The organism is Mesorhizobium sp. ORM8.1, from assembly GCF_053005525.2.
Genome location: NZ_CM132600.1, coordinates 3,551,680 through 3,567,711 on the forward strand (window position 1 = coordinate 3,551,680; position 16,032 = coordinate 3,567,711).

11 protein-coding genes and 2 pseudogenes are annotated in these 16,032 nt (G+C 64.5%); 6 read left to right on the forward strand and 7 right to left on the reverse strand.

The annotated features are described in order from the left end of the window. The first annotated feature begins 46 nt into the window (after window positions 1-46). The 3 genes from ACVDG8_RS17795 (at window position 47) to ACVDG8_RS17805 (ending at window position 2,948) form a co-directional block, all read left to right on the forward strand. Window positions 47-799: a glycosyltransferase family 2 protein gene (locus ACVDG8_RS17795; RefSeq protein WP_447255836.1), complete on the forward strand. Its 753-nt coding sequence runs from the start codon at window positions 47-49 to the stop codon at window positions 797-799. Window positions 800-867: 68 nt separating this feature from the next. Then, window positions 868-1,476 carry a glycosyltransferase family 2 protein gene (locus tag ACVDG8_RS17800; RefSeq protein WP_455707806.1) on the forward strand — a complete coding sequence of 203 codons (609 nt, stop codon included), beginning with the start codon at window positions 868-870 and terminating at the stop codon, window positions 1,474-1,476. After that, a complete protein-coding gene (locus ACVDG8_RS17805) occupies window positions 1,476-2,948 on the forward strand; it encodes a nucleotidyltransferase family protein (protein WP_447255838.1) in 1,473 nt (490 codons plus the stop codon). The genes ACVDG8_RS17800 and ACVDG8_RS17805 overlap by 1 nt, the downstream gene beginning before the upstream one ends. Window positions 2,949-2,995: 47 nt before the next feature. Here the strand turns inward: ACVDG8_RS17805 and ACVDG8_RS17810 are convergent, their stop codons facing one another. From ACVDG8_RS17810 to ACVDG8_RS17835, 6 genes and pseudogenes are all read right to left on the reverse strand, one after another. Next, window positions 2,996-3,736 (reverse strand): ferredoxin reductase, encoded by a 741-nt coding sequence (locus tag ACVDG8_RS17810; protein WP_447255839.1) that lies wholly within the window; start codon window positions 3,734-3,736, stop codon window positions 2,996-2,998. A 24-nt stretch (window positions 3,737-3,760) separates the two neighbouring features. After that, window positions 3,761-4,371, reverse strand: a pseudogene (locus ACVDG8_RS17815) (molybdopterin-dependent oxidoreductase). A 112-nt stretch (window positions 4,372-4,483) separates the two neighbouring features. Beyond that, window positions 4,484-6,027, reverse strand: a pseudogene (locus ACVDG8_RS17820) (DegQ family serine endoprotease). Between the two features lie 154 nt (window positions 6,028-6,181). Then, window positions 6,182-6,961 carry an MBL fold metallo-hydrolase gene (locus tag ACVDG8_RS17825; RefSeq protein ID WP_455707807.1) on the reverse strand — a complete coding sequence of 260 codons (780 nt, stop codon included), beginning with the start codon at window positions 6,959-6,961 and terminating at the stop codon, window positions 6,182-6,184. Between the two features lie 14 nt (window positions 6,962-6,975). Further along, window positions 6,976-8,142, reverse strand: coding sequence for a diphosphate--fructose-6-phosphate 1-phosphotransferase (locus ACVDG8_RS17830; protein WP_447255843.1), 1,167 nt, complete (start codon window positions 8,140-8,142; stop codon window positions 6,976-6,978). A 200-nt stretch (window positions 8,143-8,342) separates the two neighbouring features. Further along, window positions 8,343-9,107, reverse strand: a complete 765-nt coding sequence (locus tag ACVDG8_RS17835; RefSeq protein ID WP_447255844.1) for a L,D-transpeptidase — start codon at window positions 9,105-9,107, stop codon at window positions 8,343-8,345. 229 nt (window positions 9,108-9,336) lie between these two features. Here ACVDG8_RS17835 and ACVDG8_RS17840 point away from each other — a divergent pair, with 229 nt between their 5' ends. Next, complete coding sequence (locus tag ACVDG8_RS17840; RefSeq protein ID WP_447255845.1) at window positions 9,337-9,960, forward strand: LysE family translocator; 624 nt, start codon at window positions 9,337-9,339, stop codon at window positions 9,958-9,960. Between the two features lie 33 nt (window positions 9,961-9,993). Here ACVDG8_RS17840 and ACVDG8_RS17845 read toward each other — a convergent pair whose 3' ends face one another. Beyond that, window positions 9,994-12,657: an autotransporter family protein gene (locus ACVDG8_RS17845; RefSeq protein WP_447255846.1), complete on the reverse strand. Its 2,664-nt coding sequence runs from the start codon at window positions 12,655-12,657 to the stop codon at window positions 9,994-9,996. Window positions 12,658-13,007: 350 nt separating this feature from the next. Here ACVDG8_RS17845 and ACVDG8_RS17850 point away from each other — a divergent pair, with 350 nt between their 5' ends. Together ACVDG8_RS17850 and xylB are read left to right on the forward strand one after the other, a co-directional pair. After that, entirely contained in the window at window positions 13,008-14,330 is a 1,323-nt protein-coding gene (locus ACVDG8_RS17850) for a tetratricopeptide repeat protein (protein ID WP_447255847.1), read from the forward strand. Window positions 14,331-14,411: 81 nt separating this feature from the next. After that, window positions 14,412-15,866, forward strand: coding sequence for a xylulokinase (gene xylB / locus ACVDG8_RS17855; protein WP_447255848.1), 1,455 nt, complete (start codon window positions 14,412-14,414; stop codon window positions 15,864-15,866). Window positions 15,867-16,032 lie beyond the last annotated feature (166 nt).

Here is a 16,032-nt window from a genome sequence, read left to right on the forward strand (position 1 = left end):
TTGTGCAGCCAGATCGAGCCGAGGCGCAACTCTGTCGGGTTCGCGCATGAAGCTGAGCATCATCATGCCCATCCACAACCGCGAGGCTTTTGTCGGCGCAGCACTTCGCTCATTGCTCAGGCAGCGCGATGCCGCCGACCTCGACATCATCGTCATCGATGACGGCTCGACCGACGGGTCGGCCGAAGCCGTGCGCGCGATGATGGAGCAAACCTCTTGCATCCGGCTGTTCCGGCAGGAAAACACGGGCGTGACCCGAGCGCGCAATAGTGGGCTCAGTCAGCTCAGGCCGGAGACGGACCTGGTGACTTTTCTGGATTCGGACGACATCTCGCCGGCCGGACGGTTCAAGGCCGATTTGAACCTTTTTCGGCAGGATCCCGGCCTTGCGCTCACCTATTCCAGGATGATGCTGGTCGACAGGATCGACGACGAGACCCTGGAGCCGGCGGTTGACAGCAACAGCATCAGCGTTCGCGGCATTCATCTGTCGGCCGCGATCTTCTCGCGTCGGCTGGTCGAGCGGATCGGCCGCTTCGACGAGGATTTCATTCAGGCCGAAGACACCGATTATCTGCTGCGCTGCTTCGAGATCGGACCGCGATACGTGTTGCCGGATACGTTGGCGCTTTACTACCGGCGGCATCCGGGCAACATGACGCGCCAGGAAGATGTCCAATCGCGCGAGTTCATGCGCGCCATCTATAAATCCATGAAGCGTCGCAGGGCCGATCCGTCGCTCAGGCCCATAGACGGCATTTTCGAACTGAAGAAACTGGCGGATTGGCGGTTCATGTAATGAATAGATACGGCGTCGTCATTCCGGCCTACAACGCCAGCGCAACGATCAGGGAAACGCTGCAATCGGTGGCATCGCAGACACTGCGCCCCGAACTCGTCGTGGTCGTCGACGACGGCTCGAGCGACGATCTCCCCGCGGCGATCGGCGGCATCGATCTACCGCTCGAGCTGCTGCGCCAGGACAATGCCGGGCCGGGCAGCGCGACGACCCGCGGCATCGCCGCGCTCTCAATGCCGTTTATCGCCACGCTCGATGCCGACGACCTCTGGCTGCCCGGCAAGATCGAGGCACAGTTTGCGCATCTCGAGCGATCTCCCGGCACGTTCGGCGTGTTCACCCACATGCGCAATTTCCGCGACGGACAGCCCGATGCCCCCAACGTTGTCGCGACACCCGGCTGGTCGCGCTCGACGATGCTGATCCGCCGCGAAGTCGCCGATGCGGTCGGCCCCGTCCTCGACCCGCCGGGCGGCCGCGGTGAAATGATCGACTGGATCGCCCGCGCGCGCGAAGCCGGTTTTGTCCTGGATATGATGCGCGAGGTGCTGGCGCTGCGGCGCATCAGGCCGGGAAGCCTGTCCTACGGGCGCGACGCGACGCGTGATCGCGGCTATCTGGAAGTCGCGCGGCTTGCCATGTTGCGGCGGGCCCAAAGCAAAGCGGGCTCTAGTTGATGGCGAAGATGCGTCGCGTCGGCCGGCGTTTTCCGGATTATGGCTGGTCCTGGCCGACGGGCTCGCTCGACCAGTTGCTGAAGGCGGCTCTTCTGCCCGACGAGGACGCAGCCGGTCTTTGCGCCGCGCGCTGGCTGGGCGACAACGATATCGACAAGGTCTCCTTCCGCGAACACCGGCTGCTTGCCGCGATTTGCGATCGCTTTGGCCGCAAGCTTGCCGCACAGCCAGCCTATCCACGGCTTGCCGGCCTGCAGAAGATGCTGTGGACCAAATCGCGCATGGCGATGCGCGAGGCGGAGCCGGCATTGCAGGCAATGGTCGACGCCGGCGCGAGCGTGATGCTGATCAAGGGCGCCAGCCGCATCGCGCTCGATGCCGCCGCGCAACGCGGCCGTGTCGCGCATGACATCGACATTTTGGTGCGGCCGCAGGATATGCAGCCGACTTTCGACGTGCTGCGCGACCGCGACTGGCAGATCGCCACCGGCGTCAGTCCGCAATATCTGCGCACGCGGCTGGCGTCGCTGCGCTCGATGAATTTCTTCAAGGGCAATTACGGCGACATCGACCTCCACCAGCTTGCCTATGACGGCTCGCAGCAGAGTGCCGAGGACGATCTTGCGATCTGGCAACGCGCGGTCAAGGCCGAATTCAGCGGCGTTGACGTTCTCGTGCCCTCGCCTGCCGACCGCATCGCCCTGGCCATCGCGCATGGCGGCCTCGACGCGCACACGCATAGCGACTGGCTGGTCGACTGCGCCGTGGCCATCGAGGGCGGCGACGTCGATTGGGACATGTTCCTTGCTGTGGTGCGCAAACGCGACCTCCCTGTTGCCGCGGCGGTGGCGCTCTCCTATCTCGCGCTGGAGATCGGCATCCCGGTGCCGGAGGCCGTTCTTGAGCAGGTGGTGGACATGGCCGATCGGCGCGGCACGGCGCGCCTGTCATCCGTCCTGCAAGCCAAGCCGCGCACCGACTTTGGCACGCTCACCTGGCTGTCGCGTGGATTTGCCAAGCAGCTCAGGCTGCGACGCAAGAAAGGGCGGCTGAAACAGATCGAGCCGGATGTCGTCTGGCGAAGCAAATCCATGGCGGCAAAGGCCGCCAACGCAGCCGCGCCGCCCGCGCTTTCGCATCGCATAGAGCGCCAGCAGGGCGACGGCAGGGAAATGATGCTGGACGTCGTTGTGCGCGTCGCAGTGCCGCCGGTCAGGCGACGTATCGAAATGGAGATCAACTCCGGAGATCATCACGTTGCCCGGCTGCGCTCGATGGTGCTTAGCCGGAGCGGTGGCCAACGGACGCTGCGCTTTCATGGCAAGGTGAGGCTCGGCGACACCGAGCAGCCCCTGGTGCTTGAAGCACGGCCGTCACGTCAATTCCGGGTCTGGGACAATGAGCAGGCCGTGGCGACTTATGGCGCGCTGCCTTTCCAGCTCGTTTCGGCAACGTTCTCGCCAGCGGACTGAGGCGCAATTCCTGACGGAAAACCGCTCACACTTTTCCTGGAATTGCTCTAGACCCCATAGCGTTCCGTGCGGATGAGCCCTGCCACAACACCGGCATCGATCAGCGCTTCGGCGGCGGCCGACACGAAAGCATTGGAGCCGCAGACAAAGGCAAGCCTGGGCGTCTTCGGCAACCGCTCGATCGTTTGCATCATCATCTTGGCGTCGACGCGCCGGGAGTAGTCCAACGGGCGTCGGGCCTGCTCACGGGTCAGTGTCAGCACCAGGTCGAAGCCGTCACGTCGATCGTCAAGGCAGATCAGTTCATCGCGGAAGATCACCTCGTCCCAGATCCGCGCCGAGAACACCAGCGCGATCGGCGCAGCCGATTTCTGTAAGGTGCGGTGGCGCAGCATGGCCATCAGCGGCACAACGCCGGAGCCGCCTCCGACCAGGAGGATCGGACCGCCGTCATCCGTCTCCCAGATGAAATGCCCGCCGAGCGGACCGCGCACTTCAATCTCGTCGCCGACAGCCGCGACGTCGTGAAAGAAAGGCGAAACCTCGCCATCATCCAGCCGCTCGATCGCCAGTTCGATGGCTGCGCCCGCTTCCGGCGCGGACGCGATAGAATAGGAGCGGCGCGCCTGATAGCCGTCCGGCGCCGTCAACCTGATATCGACATGCTGACCTGCGAGATGCACAAACGGCCGCGCCGGCTGAAACCAGAAGCTGGTGACACGCTGAGTGCGTTTTTCGATGCGCGTGATCGTAGCTGTCTGCCACGGCGACTGCGGTTCGGCGCTCATGGATCGCCCGTCATGGATCGCCACTTATGGATCACTTGAATAGCGCTGCTCGCGCCACGGGTCGCCATACATGTGATAACCGCGGAGTTCCCAGAAGCCTGGCTCGTCACGCTCGGTGAACTGCAGGCCGTTCACCCATTTGGCCGATTTCCAGAAATAGAGATGCGGCACCAAAGCCTGGCTGGACCGCCATGGTCGGCCGTGATGGGCTTGCCCTCGTAAAGCAGCGCCACCATCGCTTTGCCCGCGACAAGGTCCTTGGCCGGCACATTGGTCGAATAGCCGTCGAACGACAGCGCAAGCATGTGGGCAGTGGGCGGCTCGATGCCGGCATCGGCGAGGATGTCGTCGATCATCACGCCTTGCCAGGGCGTGTTGAACTTGGTCCATGCCGTCACGCAATGGATATCCCGGGTCATCTTGCTTTGCGGCAGGGCGTTGAATTCGGGCCAGCTCCACTTCTTGATCGGCCGAGGCCCATGCTTGAGCGTGAAGGACCAATCCTCGGTGCGCACGCGCGGCGTTGGCCCGGCGGAGAGAACCGGGAAACCCTGCTCCAGATACTGCCCGGGCGGAATGCGCGCGTCGGTGTCAGAGGGAGGACGCCGTCCGGAAAAGAAGCCGCGGGTAGCCATGGGACGCCTCCTGCACAGAAGAACAACGCAGGTAGTGTTCTCGAAGACGTTGGTGCGAGCAACAGGAATTTTGGCAAGGGCCTGTCGGATATCCGACAGGCCCTTGTGTTTGTCAGCCGGCGGCGAAAGGTACGGCGACGAAAATCTGTGCGTCGCCGCGATCGATGAGCAAAAGCACCGACTTCTTGCCGGACTTGCCGACCTCGGCGATCGCCTGATTGGCCTGCTTGGCGCTCTTTACCGGCATCTGGTCGACGCCGACGATGACATCGCCCGGCTGGATGCCGGCGGCCGAGGCCGCCTTGTCGGGATTGACGCGCTCGACCACGGCGCCGCGCTGATTGTCGGCAAGGTTGAGTTGCTGGCGGATATCGGGGGTAAGGTCGGTCAGGCCAAGGCCAAGCGACGGTACGCGCATGCCCTGCTGGGACGACGGATTGCCGCCCTCATTGCCGTTTGAGGCGGTCTGTTGATCATCGGTGTTGCGGCCGACATCGGCGGAAACCTGGATCGCCTTGCCCTTGCGCCAGACATTGAGCGTCTCCTTGACGCCGGGGGACACATCGGCGACGGCGCGCGACAGGTCCTTCGGATCCTTGATCTCCTGGCCGGCAAAGCCGGTGATGACGTCGCCGGTCTCGATACCGGCCTTGGCGGCAGGCGAGCCTTGCGTCACCGCCGAAACCAGCGCGCCACCCGGGTGGTCGAGGCCGATGGCGCTGGCGACATCCTGGGTGACCGGCTGGATCTGCACGCCCAGATAGCCGTATTCGATGTCGCCACCCTTCATCAGCTTGGCGACGACTTTCTGCGCCTGGTCCGACGGGATGGCAAAGCCGACGCCGACGCTGCCGCCATTGGGCGAATAGATCGCGGTGTTGATGCCGATGACATTGCCGTTCACGTCGACCAGCGGACCGCCGGAGTTGCCGTGGTTGATCGGCGCGTCGATCTGGATGAAATCGTCGAACGGCCCGCTATGCAGGTCGCGGCCGCGCGCCGAGACGATGCCGGCAGTGACCGTGGTGCCGATGCCGAACGGGTTGCCGATCGCCAGCACCTGATCGCCGGTCATCAGCTTGTCGGAATCGCCCCATTTGATCGTCGGCAATGGCTTGTTGGCCTTGATCTTGAGCACGGCGAGATCGTTCTTGGCGTCGTGGCCGACCAGCTTGGCGGGAAGCTCGGTGCCGTCGTCGAGCGTGACCTTGATTGAGCTTGCGCCGTCGATGACATGGTTGTTGGTGACGATGGTGCCATCCGAACCGACGATGAAGCCGGAACCCAGAGCTTCCGAGCGCGGCGCCTGCTGCTGCGGCGGCGCCTTGGGCATCGGCATGCCCTGGTCACCGAAGAACTGCTGGAAGAACTGGTCGAAAGGCTGGTTGCCGCCAAGCGGCGAACCGTCGTCTCCTCCCCGGTCTGTGCCTTCACGACCGAGGTGATGGTGACCACCGCCGGCTTGGTGACGGCGATGACCGGCGCGAAGGAGCCGTTCGGGGCCGTGATGCCGGCAACAGGCGTCTGCGTCGTCGCGGCCACGGTGCTCAGGCCGGCATTGTTCTGGGCGAAGGAAACGACGACGGGCGAAATGATCAGCGCGGCGCCCAGCAGGGCGGCGACGCGATGTCTGCGAAGAATGCTTGAGGGTGACATGGTCGTTCTGTCCGGGCGAGAATTGATCCGACGCCGAGAGGGTGGCTCTCCAGCAAGCACCCTTTGGCTTGTCGACGACCGGGCCACCTGTCTCGCCGTGCATGGCAGCCGGCCGTCTCGACAGAGAAGGATTTAGGACGTCGAATGGCCCGAATTAGGGTTTTGGGTCGACCTTACGAAGATTTAATTCAGACGGCGCTCGCGAAGCGCTCCTGCGGCGCAGATAAGCGGACGCGATTTCGCGCATCCTGGCGCGATCAAAACTCGGGCCATGGCCGCCATGGCCGACGCGGATCGGCAGGTCGAGCAGGCGCTGCATGGTGCGGCAATAGGCGGTGCGGTCGGAATCGTCCAGATCGTCGATCAGCGTGCCGTCATAGATGGCGTCGCCGGCGAAGAACAGGCCATCGGCCTCATCGAAAAGCGCGATCGAATCCGGCGAATGTCCCGGAAGATGCAGAACGCGGAATTTTCTGTCGCCGAGATCGACGATGTCGCCGTCGTCGAGCGCGCGCGTCAGCGGCGCCGGCGCGATGCGATAGTCAGCCGCCTTCCAGCCCGGCGCCGGCAGCTTCGAGACGGCGCCGTCGAGATGATGGAACATGTAGGCGTAGGTGACGGCGTCGTCCATGGTTTCGAACCGCGCCGCGCTGGCCTTCGGCCCCATGCGCAGCGAAAATTCGTGCAGCGAGCCGACATGATCGAGATGGATGTGGGTGGCGACGACGATGAGCGGCTTGCCGGCCGGTGTGTCGATTTCCGGCGCCAGCGGACAGATGCCCATGCCGGTATCGATCAGAAGATCGGCGTCGCGGCCCTTGAGGTGCCACATATTGGCGCGCACGAAATCATGCACGAAGGGCTCGGTCAGCATTGTCGTTCGGGCATCGACAATTGCCTTGCCGAACCAATCGCCCACCTCAAGGTCGCGCATCGGACCACCGCCCATCAGACGAACGGCTTCCCGACCTTGTACTTCTCCGGCACCAGCCGCTTCAGATAGGCCATGCCGGCTTCGGACAACTGGTTGACGTCCGGCTTCATGAAATCATCGGGCATGTGGCGCGTCTTGCCGGCGACGGCCTTCAGCGGCACCTTCTTCAGCACCGTCTTCGACCCGTCATACTGGATCGCGACCGAGCCGCCGCCTTCCCCGGCAACGCCGACAGCGAAGGCGCCGGCATCGAAGGCCTCTTGGGCGTCGACGGCGCTGATCGCGCCGACATAGCCGCGCGGCATGTAGCCGAGCGCGTCGACACGCGCGCGCTTGCCCGGCAGGCCTTCGGCAAGCGCCCGTTCGAGCGCGGCCGGCAGATCGCTGCCCGACAGCTTGACGTTGCCGTGCTGGTCGCGCTCGAGCTTTTCCGGCGGCACCAGGCTTTCGACCAACGCCTTGCCGTCGGCGGTGCTGACGCCTTCGGAAACCGCAACGATGCAGCGCTTGTGGCGGTCGAGCGTTTCGCGCACCTCATCGATGAAGCGCTTGGCCGAAAAGGCGCGCTCGGGCACGTAGACCAGATGCGGACCGCTGTCGGCGTCGAGCTGCCAGGCAGCCGCGGCGGCGGTGAGGAAGCCGGCATGCCGGCCCATGACGATACCGACATAGATGCCGGGCAGCGCGCGGAAATCGAGATCGACCGACAGGAAGGCGCCGGCGACGAATTCCGCCGCCGAGATGAAGCCCGGCGTGTGGTCGTTTTCCTCAAGGTCGTTGTCGATGGTTTTTGGCGCATGCACGAAGGCGATCGAGCCGCCGGCGGCATCGGTCAGGATCTGCTGCGTGCCGGACGTGTCGTTGCCGCCGATATAGATGAAGGCGTCGGCGCCGGCCTTTTTCAACCCGTTGAGGATGACCTCGCAATAGGCGGCGCCCGGCTTGTCACGGGTCGAGCCCAGCGCTGCACTCGGCGTGCCGGCGATCAGCCTCAGCCGATCCTCGGGGATGGCGGAGAGGTCGACATAATTGCCGTCGCGGATGCCGCGCACGCCATGGATCGAGCCCAGCACCTTGGCGCCGGGATGGCGCTTGCGGATCTCCAGCGTGGCGCCGACGACCGTCTGGTTGATGACGGCGGTCGGGCCGCCGCCCTGCGCGATGACGAAAGTTCCGGCCATGCTTTTTCTCCCTAGAGCATGATGCCGAAAAGTGTGAAGCGGTTTTCGGGCGACATCATGCTCTATCTCTTTGATCTAGAGACGGATTCAGATTTTAGGTCGAACAGACCTGAAATCATCCGGCTCCAGGCGAAGGTTTTCAGGGCACCTTCGCCTGTCTTGCGGCATCGCGCAACGGGAGAAACACCACCAATGGAGGATCAGACGACGACGACCGGATTTCGCTTCGAAACACGGTTGTAGAGATCGATGATATCCTGGTTGATCAGGCGCACGCAGCCCGACGACATCGCCTGGCCGATGCTCCACCATTCCGGCGAGCCGTGGATGCGGTAGCCGGTGTCCCTGCCGTCCTGATAAATATAGAGCGCCCGGGCGCCGAGCGGGTTGGTGAGGCCACCGGGCTGGCCACCCTGCCATTTCACCAATTCCGGCTTGCGCTGGATCATTTCAGGCGGCGGCGTCCATACGGGCCATTGGCGGCCGTACTGGATGTTGGCGCGGCCCGACCAGCGGAAGCCGTCCTTGCCGATGCCGACGCCGTAGCGGATGGCGTCGCCGCCCGGCTGAACCAGATAGAGCATGCGCTCCTTGAGATGGACGACGATGGTGCCGGGAGCCTCGCCGGTCTGGTCGACGACGATCTGACGGCGGAACTGCGGCTTGACCTTCTGATAGGGCACCGCCGGCACCTCGAACCCGCCATCGCTGAGCGAGGCGTACATCACGTCGGGGCCGGTGATGTTCCTGTCGACGCTGATCGCCGGGCGCATGGGCGGCACCGAACCCGTGACGGTGTTGTCGAGCTGCATTTGCGGCAGGTCGAGCGTCTCGGTGGTGCTGCAGCCGGCCATGCCGAGCAGCGCCATGGCGCCGACGCCGGAAAGCACGGCGCGGCGGGAAAGCTGAATTTCGGTATCGATCATCTCGCCGTTCGACGGCGGCGTTTGCGGCAACTCACGCATCTACCCAAACCCTACGCTGCCGGCGGGAAGCACAGTCCGGCCGGATCGCATGCATTTTCGTCATTCATGGTTGAAAAAGCGTGAAAGCGCCGGATTGGGCTTAACCCTAACCGTCCGTTAAGCCGCAGCCGGACCGGAAGAAGCCGTCCCTGAAGATTTTTCAACGGCCTCTTTACAATTTCGGCGACCCCAGGATTTATCCTTTTCTTTGCGCTCAAGGAGTAAGGAAATGTCCTTCGAAAACTGGGCCGCGTTTGCCGCTGCCTCTTCCATCCTGCTTGTCATCCCGGGCCCGACGATCCTGCTGGTCGTCTCCTATGCGCTGGGCCAGGGCTGGCGCACCGCGCTGCCGATGGCGGTGGGCGTCGCGCTTGGCGACTTCACCGCCATGACGCTGTCGATGCTGGGCATCGGCGCGCTGCTTGCGGCTTCGGCCACCGTGTTCACCATCCTGAAGGCGATCGGCGCCGGCTACCTGATCTATCTCGGCATAAGGCTGTTCCGCGCCGGCGGCGCGCTGAAAGCCGAGCCGCGCACCGACGCGGTGTCGGCGGCAAGGATGATGGCGCATGCCTGGCTGGTCACCGCGCTCAACCCGAAGAGCATCACCTTCTTCGTCGCCTTCCTGCCGCAGTTCCTCGACCGGCACGCCGATTTCTGGACGCAGATGCTGATCTTCGAGACGACCTTCCTGACTTTGGCCTTCGCCAATGCCTTCGGCTACGCACTGATCGCGTCGCGCGCCCGCGCCATCGTGCGCAATCCGAAAGCGATCCGCATCTTCAACCGCACCGGCGGCACGCTGCTGGTCGGCGCCGGCATCGCCACGGTGGCGATGCGTTCGGGAAGCTGAGGCTTGCTGGAAAAATGGTGAGACCGACCGGCCTCACCATTTGACACTAATGCCGAGATTGCCTTCGAGGATACGCCGCTTGTCGCCGCCGAGATTGGTTGTGTAGTCGCCGGTGGCGAAGATGCTGACCTTGTCGGTGACCTTGGCGACCACGCCGCCGCCGAATTCGAACGATGTCGATCTGCCTTCAGTCGAGATGTCGGTGCCTTCGAAATCGACACGGTCGGCGCCACCGAAATCGTGCCAGAGATTGGCCTTGAGATACGGCTGCAACGCGATGCCGTTCAGCACGGTTTCGCCTTGCAGCCTGAGGCCGATCCTGCCGTTCACGCTATCGTCTAAGTCGAAGGAGACGGACGAGAACCGGTCCCTGGCATCGTCGAGCGAGACATGCTGCCAGACGAGCTGCGCCTGCGGCTCCAGCGTCCAGCCTTGCCCGAGCGCAATCGGGTAGCCGCCCTCGAGCGACGCGGTGACGCCGGTGCCCTTGACGTCGATGCCAATGTCGCGGGACGAGGTGGCCGAACCGCTGTAGAAGGTCGCCATCAGCACGCCATCGAGATACCAGCCGCCCTTGCCTAGCCGTGTCCAATAACCGCCGACGCTGGTGCCGCCGAGATCGATCTTGCCGACGCCGAGATCATCCTGGCCGAGCGCCTGGCCACGCACGTCGCCGTTCATGTTGGCATAGGCAATGAACAGGCCGGCGCGGTCGACATCGCCTGACGCGGTTTCGCGGCCGATTGCGTCGAAGCCGGCCTGGAAGCCGAACAGCGTGCCGTCGAAGGAGGGCGAGACGGTTCCCGACCAGTCCATCTTGGCGTCCTGGCCGAAGATGCGGCCCCAGGCCGGCTGCAGATCCGCGTCGGACGACAACAGGCCCTGTTCGCCGCGGCGCTCGTGGAAGGTGCCGAGCGTTGCCATCGCAAGATGCTGGGCGACGGGTGGCACGGCCGAATAGACCGGCACCTCTATGCGGTAGAGCAGGATCTGTTCGCCCGGCGCGGGTGTCGGCAGATTGGGCACCTCTGTCGGTACGGGCGGCGGCGGTGGTGGCGGATCGGGCGGTGGCGCCTCAGGTGGAGCAGGAGGCGCCTCGGGTTCCGGATCGCCGGCCTGCACCGGCGGCGTCGGATCGACCGGCGGATTGTTGATGTCGCCATCGGTCGGCGCCGGCACCGGCGGCAATTCGGACGGCGGCGGCGGCGCTTCGGTCTGGGGCGGCTTTGGTTCGGGCTCCGGCGCCGGCTCAAGCGCCCCGGGCGCGGCAGCCGGCGTTGCCGGCGTTGTCAGCGTCGAGCGCAGGTACCAGTTCTCCTCGCTGCCGGCGCTGACGCCGCCCTTGAACAGGTAATATTCGAAGGCGCCTGCCGCGACCGGAGCATCGAGCGCGAAGGCGCTGGCGGACGATGTGGCGCCGTTGGTCGCTTGGACGACCATGATGCCGTCAGCCGCAGTCTGGGCGCCGGCGCCGCCGACATTGACGACGGCTATGCCTGTCGAGCCGGAGGCCGCGCCACCGGACAGGACGAGCCGATCTGACGCGGAGGAATCGTCGCCGAGCTCGGTCTGGATGAGCAGCAGGCCGCCGAGCCCGGTATAGTTGCCGTTGATCGTCAGCCGGTCGGTGGCGCCGGTGCTGCCATTGGTCAGGTCGATGCGGCCGGCATTGACGACCGATGCCAGTTGGCCCGCGGTGAAGGCTTGGATCGAAGCGTTGAAGCCGCCGCCATAGAGCGTGCTTGCCTTATCGACGTTCAGCGATCCGGTGCCCGTCCCGCTGTCGCCGAGCACCAGATTGCCGTCCAGCATCAGCTCGGTGTCGTTGGTGGCGTTGATGGTCTCCCAGTTCTGGAGCCTGGCGATCCCATCCAGCTTGACGTTGTCGAAGGTCAGCGTGTCGGTGCCTGCACCACCGGTGATCGCATCGGCACCGCCAAGATTGGCGTTGGTGAGGTTGCTCAGCTTGGCGGTGTCGTTGTCGCCGCCGAGATCGACGCTGCCATAGATGATGCCGCCGCCATCCCAGACGAAACTGTCGGCGCCGACGCTCATCAGCACATCGCCGCCGACGGTGCCGCCGGTGATCGTCACGCTGTCGTTACCGCCGCTGACGCTGATGTTGCCGCCGATCGTGCCGCCGGAGAGGATGATGGTGTCCTGGTCGAAACCGGTGACGAGGTTGCGGTCGATGACGCCGCCGGACATGTTGAAGTAGTTCTTGTCGAGCTTCATGTTGACGCGGCCGATGCGGCCGCCGGTCATCACGGCGCGGTCGCCATCGTCGAAGAAATCGACGATGCGGCCGCCGCTCATGGTGAAGGTGTCGAGCGCGTCGCCCTGGTTGAGCGAGCCGATCTGGCCGCCGCTCATGTTGAAATCGTCGATGCCGGCGCCTTGCTGGACGTTGCCGGTGACAGTGCCGGCGCCGATGGTGAAAAAGTCGGCGCCGCCGCCCTGGTCGACAGCGCCGGTGATGGCGCCGGACTGCATGTCGATGCGATCGGTGCCGGCGCCGAAGGTCACGTTGCCGCTCACCTGCCCGGTGCCGCCGGCGGGGAAGGTCAGCGTGTTGTCGCCATCGGTGTCGGTAAGGCTGCCGCCAGAATTGCCGCTGTCGCAGATATAAGCGGTGTTGCCCGCGGGTGGGCCGAGCACACATGCGGCGAAGGCCGGGGAACTGGACAGCAATCCCATCGCTGTACTTGCAAGCAAGCTAATAAAGCAAGGATGTTGGCGATGCGTCTTTCGCCTGGCAAAAGCAAAAATTACCTTCGCCCTTCCGAAATGACTGTTCGGAAGTCTGTTCTTCAGGTGCCGCATCGCGTCCCTCTCGACTCGCGATTTCAAGCTCCCCACCCGGCGCCGCAATGAAGACACAATTGGACGGCTTTTACAAAGCCTAATCTGTCTTGCATGGTTGATAAACTGCGAAGGCGGCGGAACGAGCTTCGATATCGGTCGGCCGAGACATCGCTTGGCGTGGCGGCCGCCTATGTCTAGGATTGTCGGTGCATCTGGAATTCTGAGAGCACCGAAGGGCCGGCATGGCAGTCATGGACGCATTCGGCCTGACCTTGTCAGGCGCGACGGAGGCCGGTTTCACGGCTTACAGCCAGGCTGTCCGTGAGTTGCAATGCTTCATCGGCGACCCCGTCGCTTCCGTCGATCGCGCCATAGCGGCGGATCCGGGCTTCGTCATGGCGCATGTGTTCAAGGGCTATCTGTTCGGCCTCGCCACCGAGCGCGAGGCGACAGCAGTGGCCAAGGCGTGCCACGAGGCGGCGCTGCCGCTTGCCGCCACGGCGCGCGAGCAGGCGCATGTCGCGGCGCTTGGCCATCTCGCCGCCGGACGCTGGCACGAGGCCTCGCGTCTGCTCGAAGACATCGCCATCGACTTCCCGCTCGACGCAGTGGCGCTGCAGACTGGACACCAGGTCGACTTCTTCACCGGCAACGCCCGCATGCTGCGCGACCGCATTGGACGCGCGCTGCCGTCCTGGCAAAGGAATATGCCGGGCTACCATGCCATTCTCGGCATGCAGGCCTTCGGGTTGGAGGAAATGGGCGATTATGCGCGCGCCGAGAGGCTAGGTCGGCAGGCAGTCGACATCGAGCCGCGCGACGGTTGGGCGCAGCATGCCGTCGCCCATGTCATGGAAATGCAGAGCCGGCAAAAGGATGGCATCGCATGGATGCGGACCAATCCCGAAGCGTGGACGCGGGACAGTTTCCTGCAGGTGCACAATTGGTGGCATCTGGCGCTGTTTCACTATGATCTCGGCGAGACCGGCAACGTACTTGAGCTTTATGACGGGCCGATCTACGGCACACCGTCGACGATGGCGCTCAACATGGTCGACGCTTCGGCGATCCTGTGGCGGCTTCATCTCGGCGGCTTCGATGTCGGCGACCGCTGGGTAGGCCTTGCCGCCAACTGGCCGAAGGCCGGTGCCGGCAATTATGCCTTCAACGACGCCCATGCGATGATGGCCTTTGTCGGCGCCGGACTGGAGGCGCCGGCCAGGACGTTGCTCGAGGCCCAGCACGAAGCGATGCGCGGCGATGACGACAACGCCGCCTTCACCAGGGATGTCGGCCATCCGCTGACGTTGGCGATCAGGGCCTTTGGCGAGGGCAACTACAGCGAGACGGTGCGCCTGATCCGGCCGATCCGCTCGATCGCCCATCGCTTCGGCGGCAGCCATGCTCAACGCGACGTCATTGATCTCACGCTGATCGAGGCGGCGTTGCGCGCCGGCGACGCGGCATTGGCGCGGGCATTGTCGGCCGAGCGCCAACTTGCGCGGCCGGATAGCCCGCTGTCAGCGCTCTTCTCGCGGCGCGCGGCCAATTTGTCTGAGAATTGACCCGAGACGGATCTTGTCCTAAAAACTGGCGAGCCAGATTTTTTCGAGATCCGAAAAAATTAATGGCAATGGGAGGATATCATGTATCTCGGCCTCGACCTGGGCACCTCGGGCGTCAAGGCGCTGCTGATCGATGAAGACCAGAAGGTCATCGGTTCCGGCCATGGCTCGCTCGACGTCTCGCGGCCGCATCCCGGCTGGTCGGAGCAGGATCCGGCGCATTGGGTCGAGGCATGCGAGGCGGCGATCGCCGAGCTCAAGACGTCGCATCCGAAAGAGCTGGCGGCGGTCAAGGGCATCGGCCTTTCCGGCCAGATGCATGGCGCCACCCTGCTCGATGCCGCAGACAAAGTGCTGCGTCCCTGCATCCTATGGAACGATACGCGCAGCCATGTCGAGGCCGCCGCGCTCGATGCCGATCCACGCTTCCGCAAGCTGACCGGCAACATCGTTTTCCCGGGCTTCACCGCACCGAAGCTCGCCTGGGTGAAGAACAACGAACCCGCTGTCTTCGCCAAAGTGGCCAAGGTGCTTTTGCCCAAGGACTATCTGCGGCTGTGGCTGACCGGCGAGCATATTTCCGAAATGTCGGATTCGGCCGGCACCTCATGGCTCGATGTCGGCCAGCGCCGCTGGTCACCCGAGCTGCTCGCGGCGACGTCGCTCGACGAGAAGCACATGCCGTCGCTGGTCGAGGGCACGGCCAAAGCCGGTGGCTTGCGTGGCGAGCTCGCATCGAAATGGGGCATTGCGGCCGGCATCCCGATTGCCGGCGGCGCCGGTGACAATGCCGCCTCGGCCTGCGGCATGGGCACGGTCGGCGCTGGCCATGCTTTCGTGTCGCTCGGCACGTCGGGCGTGTTGTTTGCGGCTAATGCGTCCTACCTGCCCAACCCGGAAAGCGCTGTCCACACCTTCTGTCATGCGCTGCCCAACACCTGGCACCAGATGGGCGTCATCCTGTCGGCGACCGATTCGCTCAACTGGCTGTCGGAGGTCACCGGCAAGAGCGCCGGCGACCTGACCCACGAGCTTGGCGACACGCTCAAGGCGCCGACGGGCGTCTCCTTCCTGCCCTATCTCTCTGGCGAACGCACGCCGCACAATGATTCCGCCATTCGCGGCTCGTTCACCGGCCTCGCGCATGAATCGAGCCGCGCCGTGCTGACACAGGCCGTGCTCGAAGGCGTTGCCTTCGCCTTCCGCGATAGCCTGGAAGCGCTGAAGAAGGCCGGCACGACGCTGACCCGCGTTACCGCGATCGGCGGCGGCTCGCGCTCGCGCTACTGGCTGAAGGCGATCGCCACGGCGCTGCAGGTGCCGGTCGCCATCCCCGCCGACGGCGACTTTGGCGCGGCCTTCGGCGCGGCGCGGCTTGGGCTGATCGCAGCGGCGGGCGCTGATCCGCTTGCGGTGTGCACCACGCCGCGGACAGATGCGACGATCGAGCCGGAGGCCGGGCTTGGTGGAGCGTACGCGGATGCTTATCAACGCTACCGGGCGCTGTATCCGGCGATCAGGGCTGTAACCGCGTGAGTTTGCGCGAGGCCCCCCTCTCTGTCCTACCGGACATCTCCCCCTCAAGGGGGAGATTGATCGTCACGCGGACCTTCGCCAATCGCCAGCGTTGAAAAAAGCGCGGCGGCGCCAAAGCTGCCAATCTCCCCCCTTGAGGGGGAGATGGCCGGCAGGCCAGAGAGGG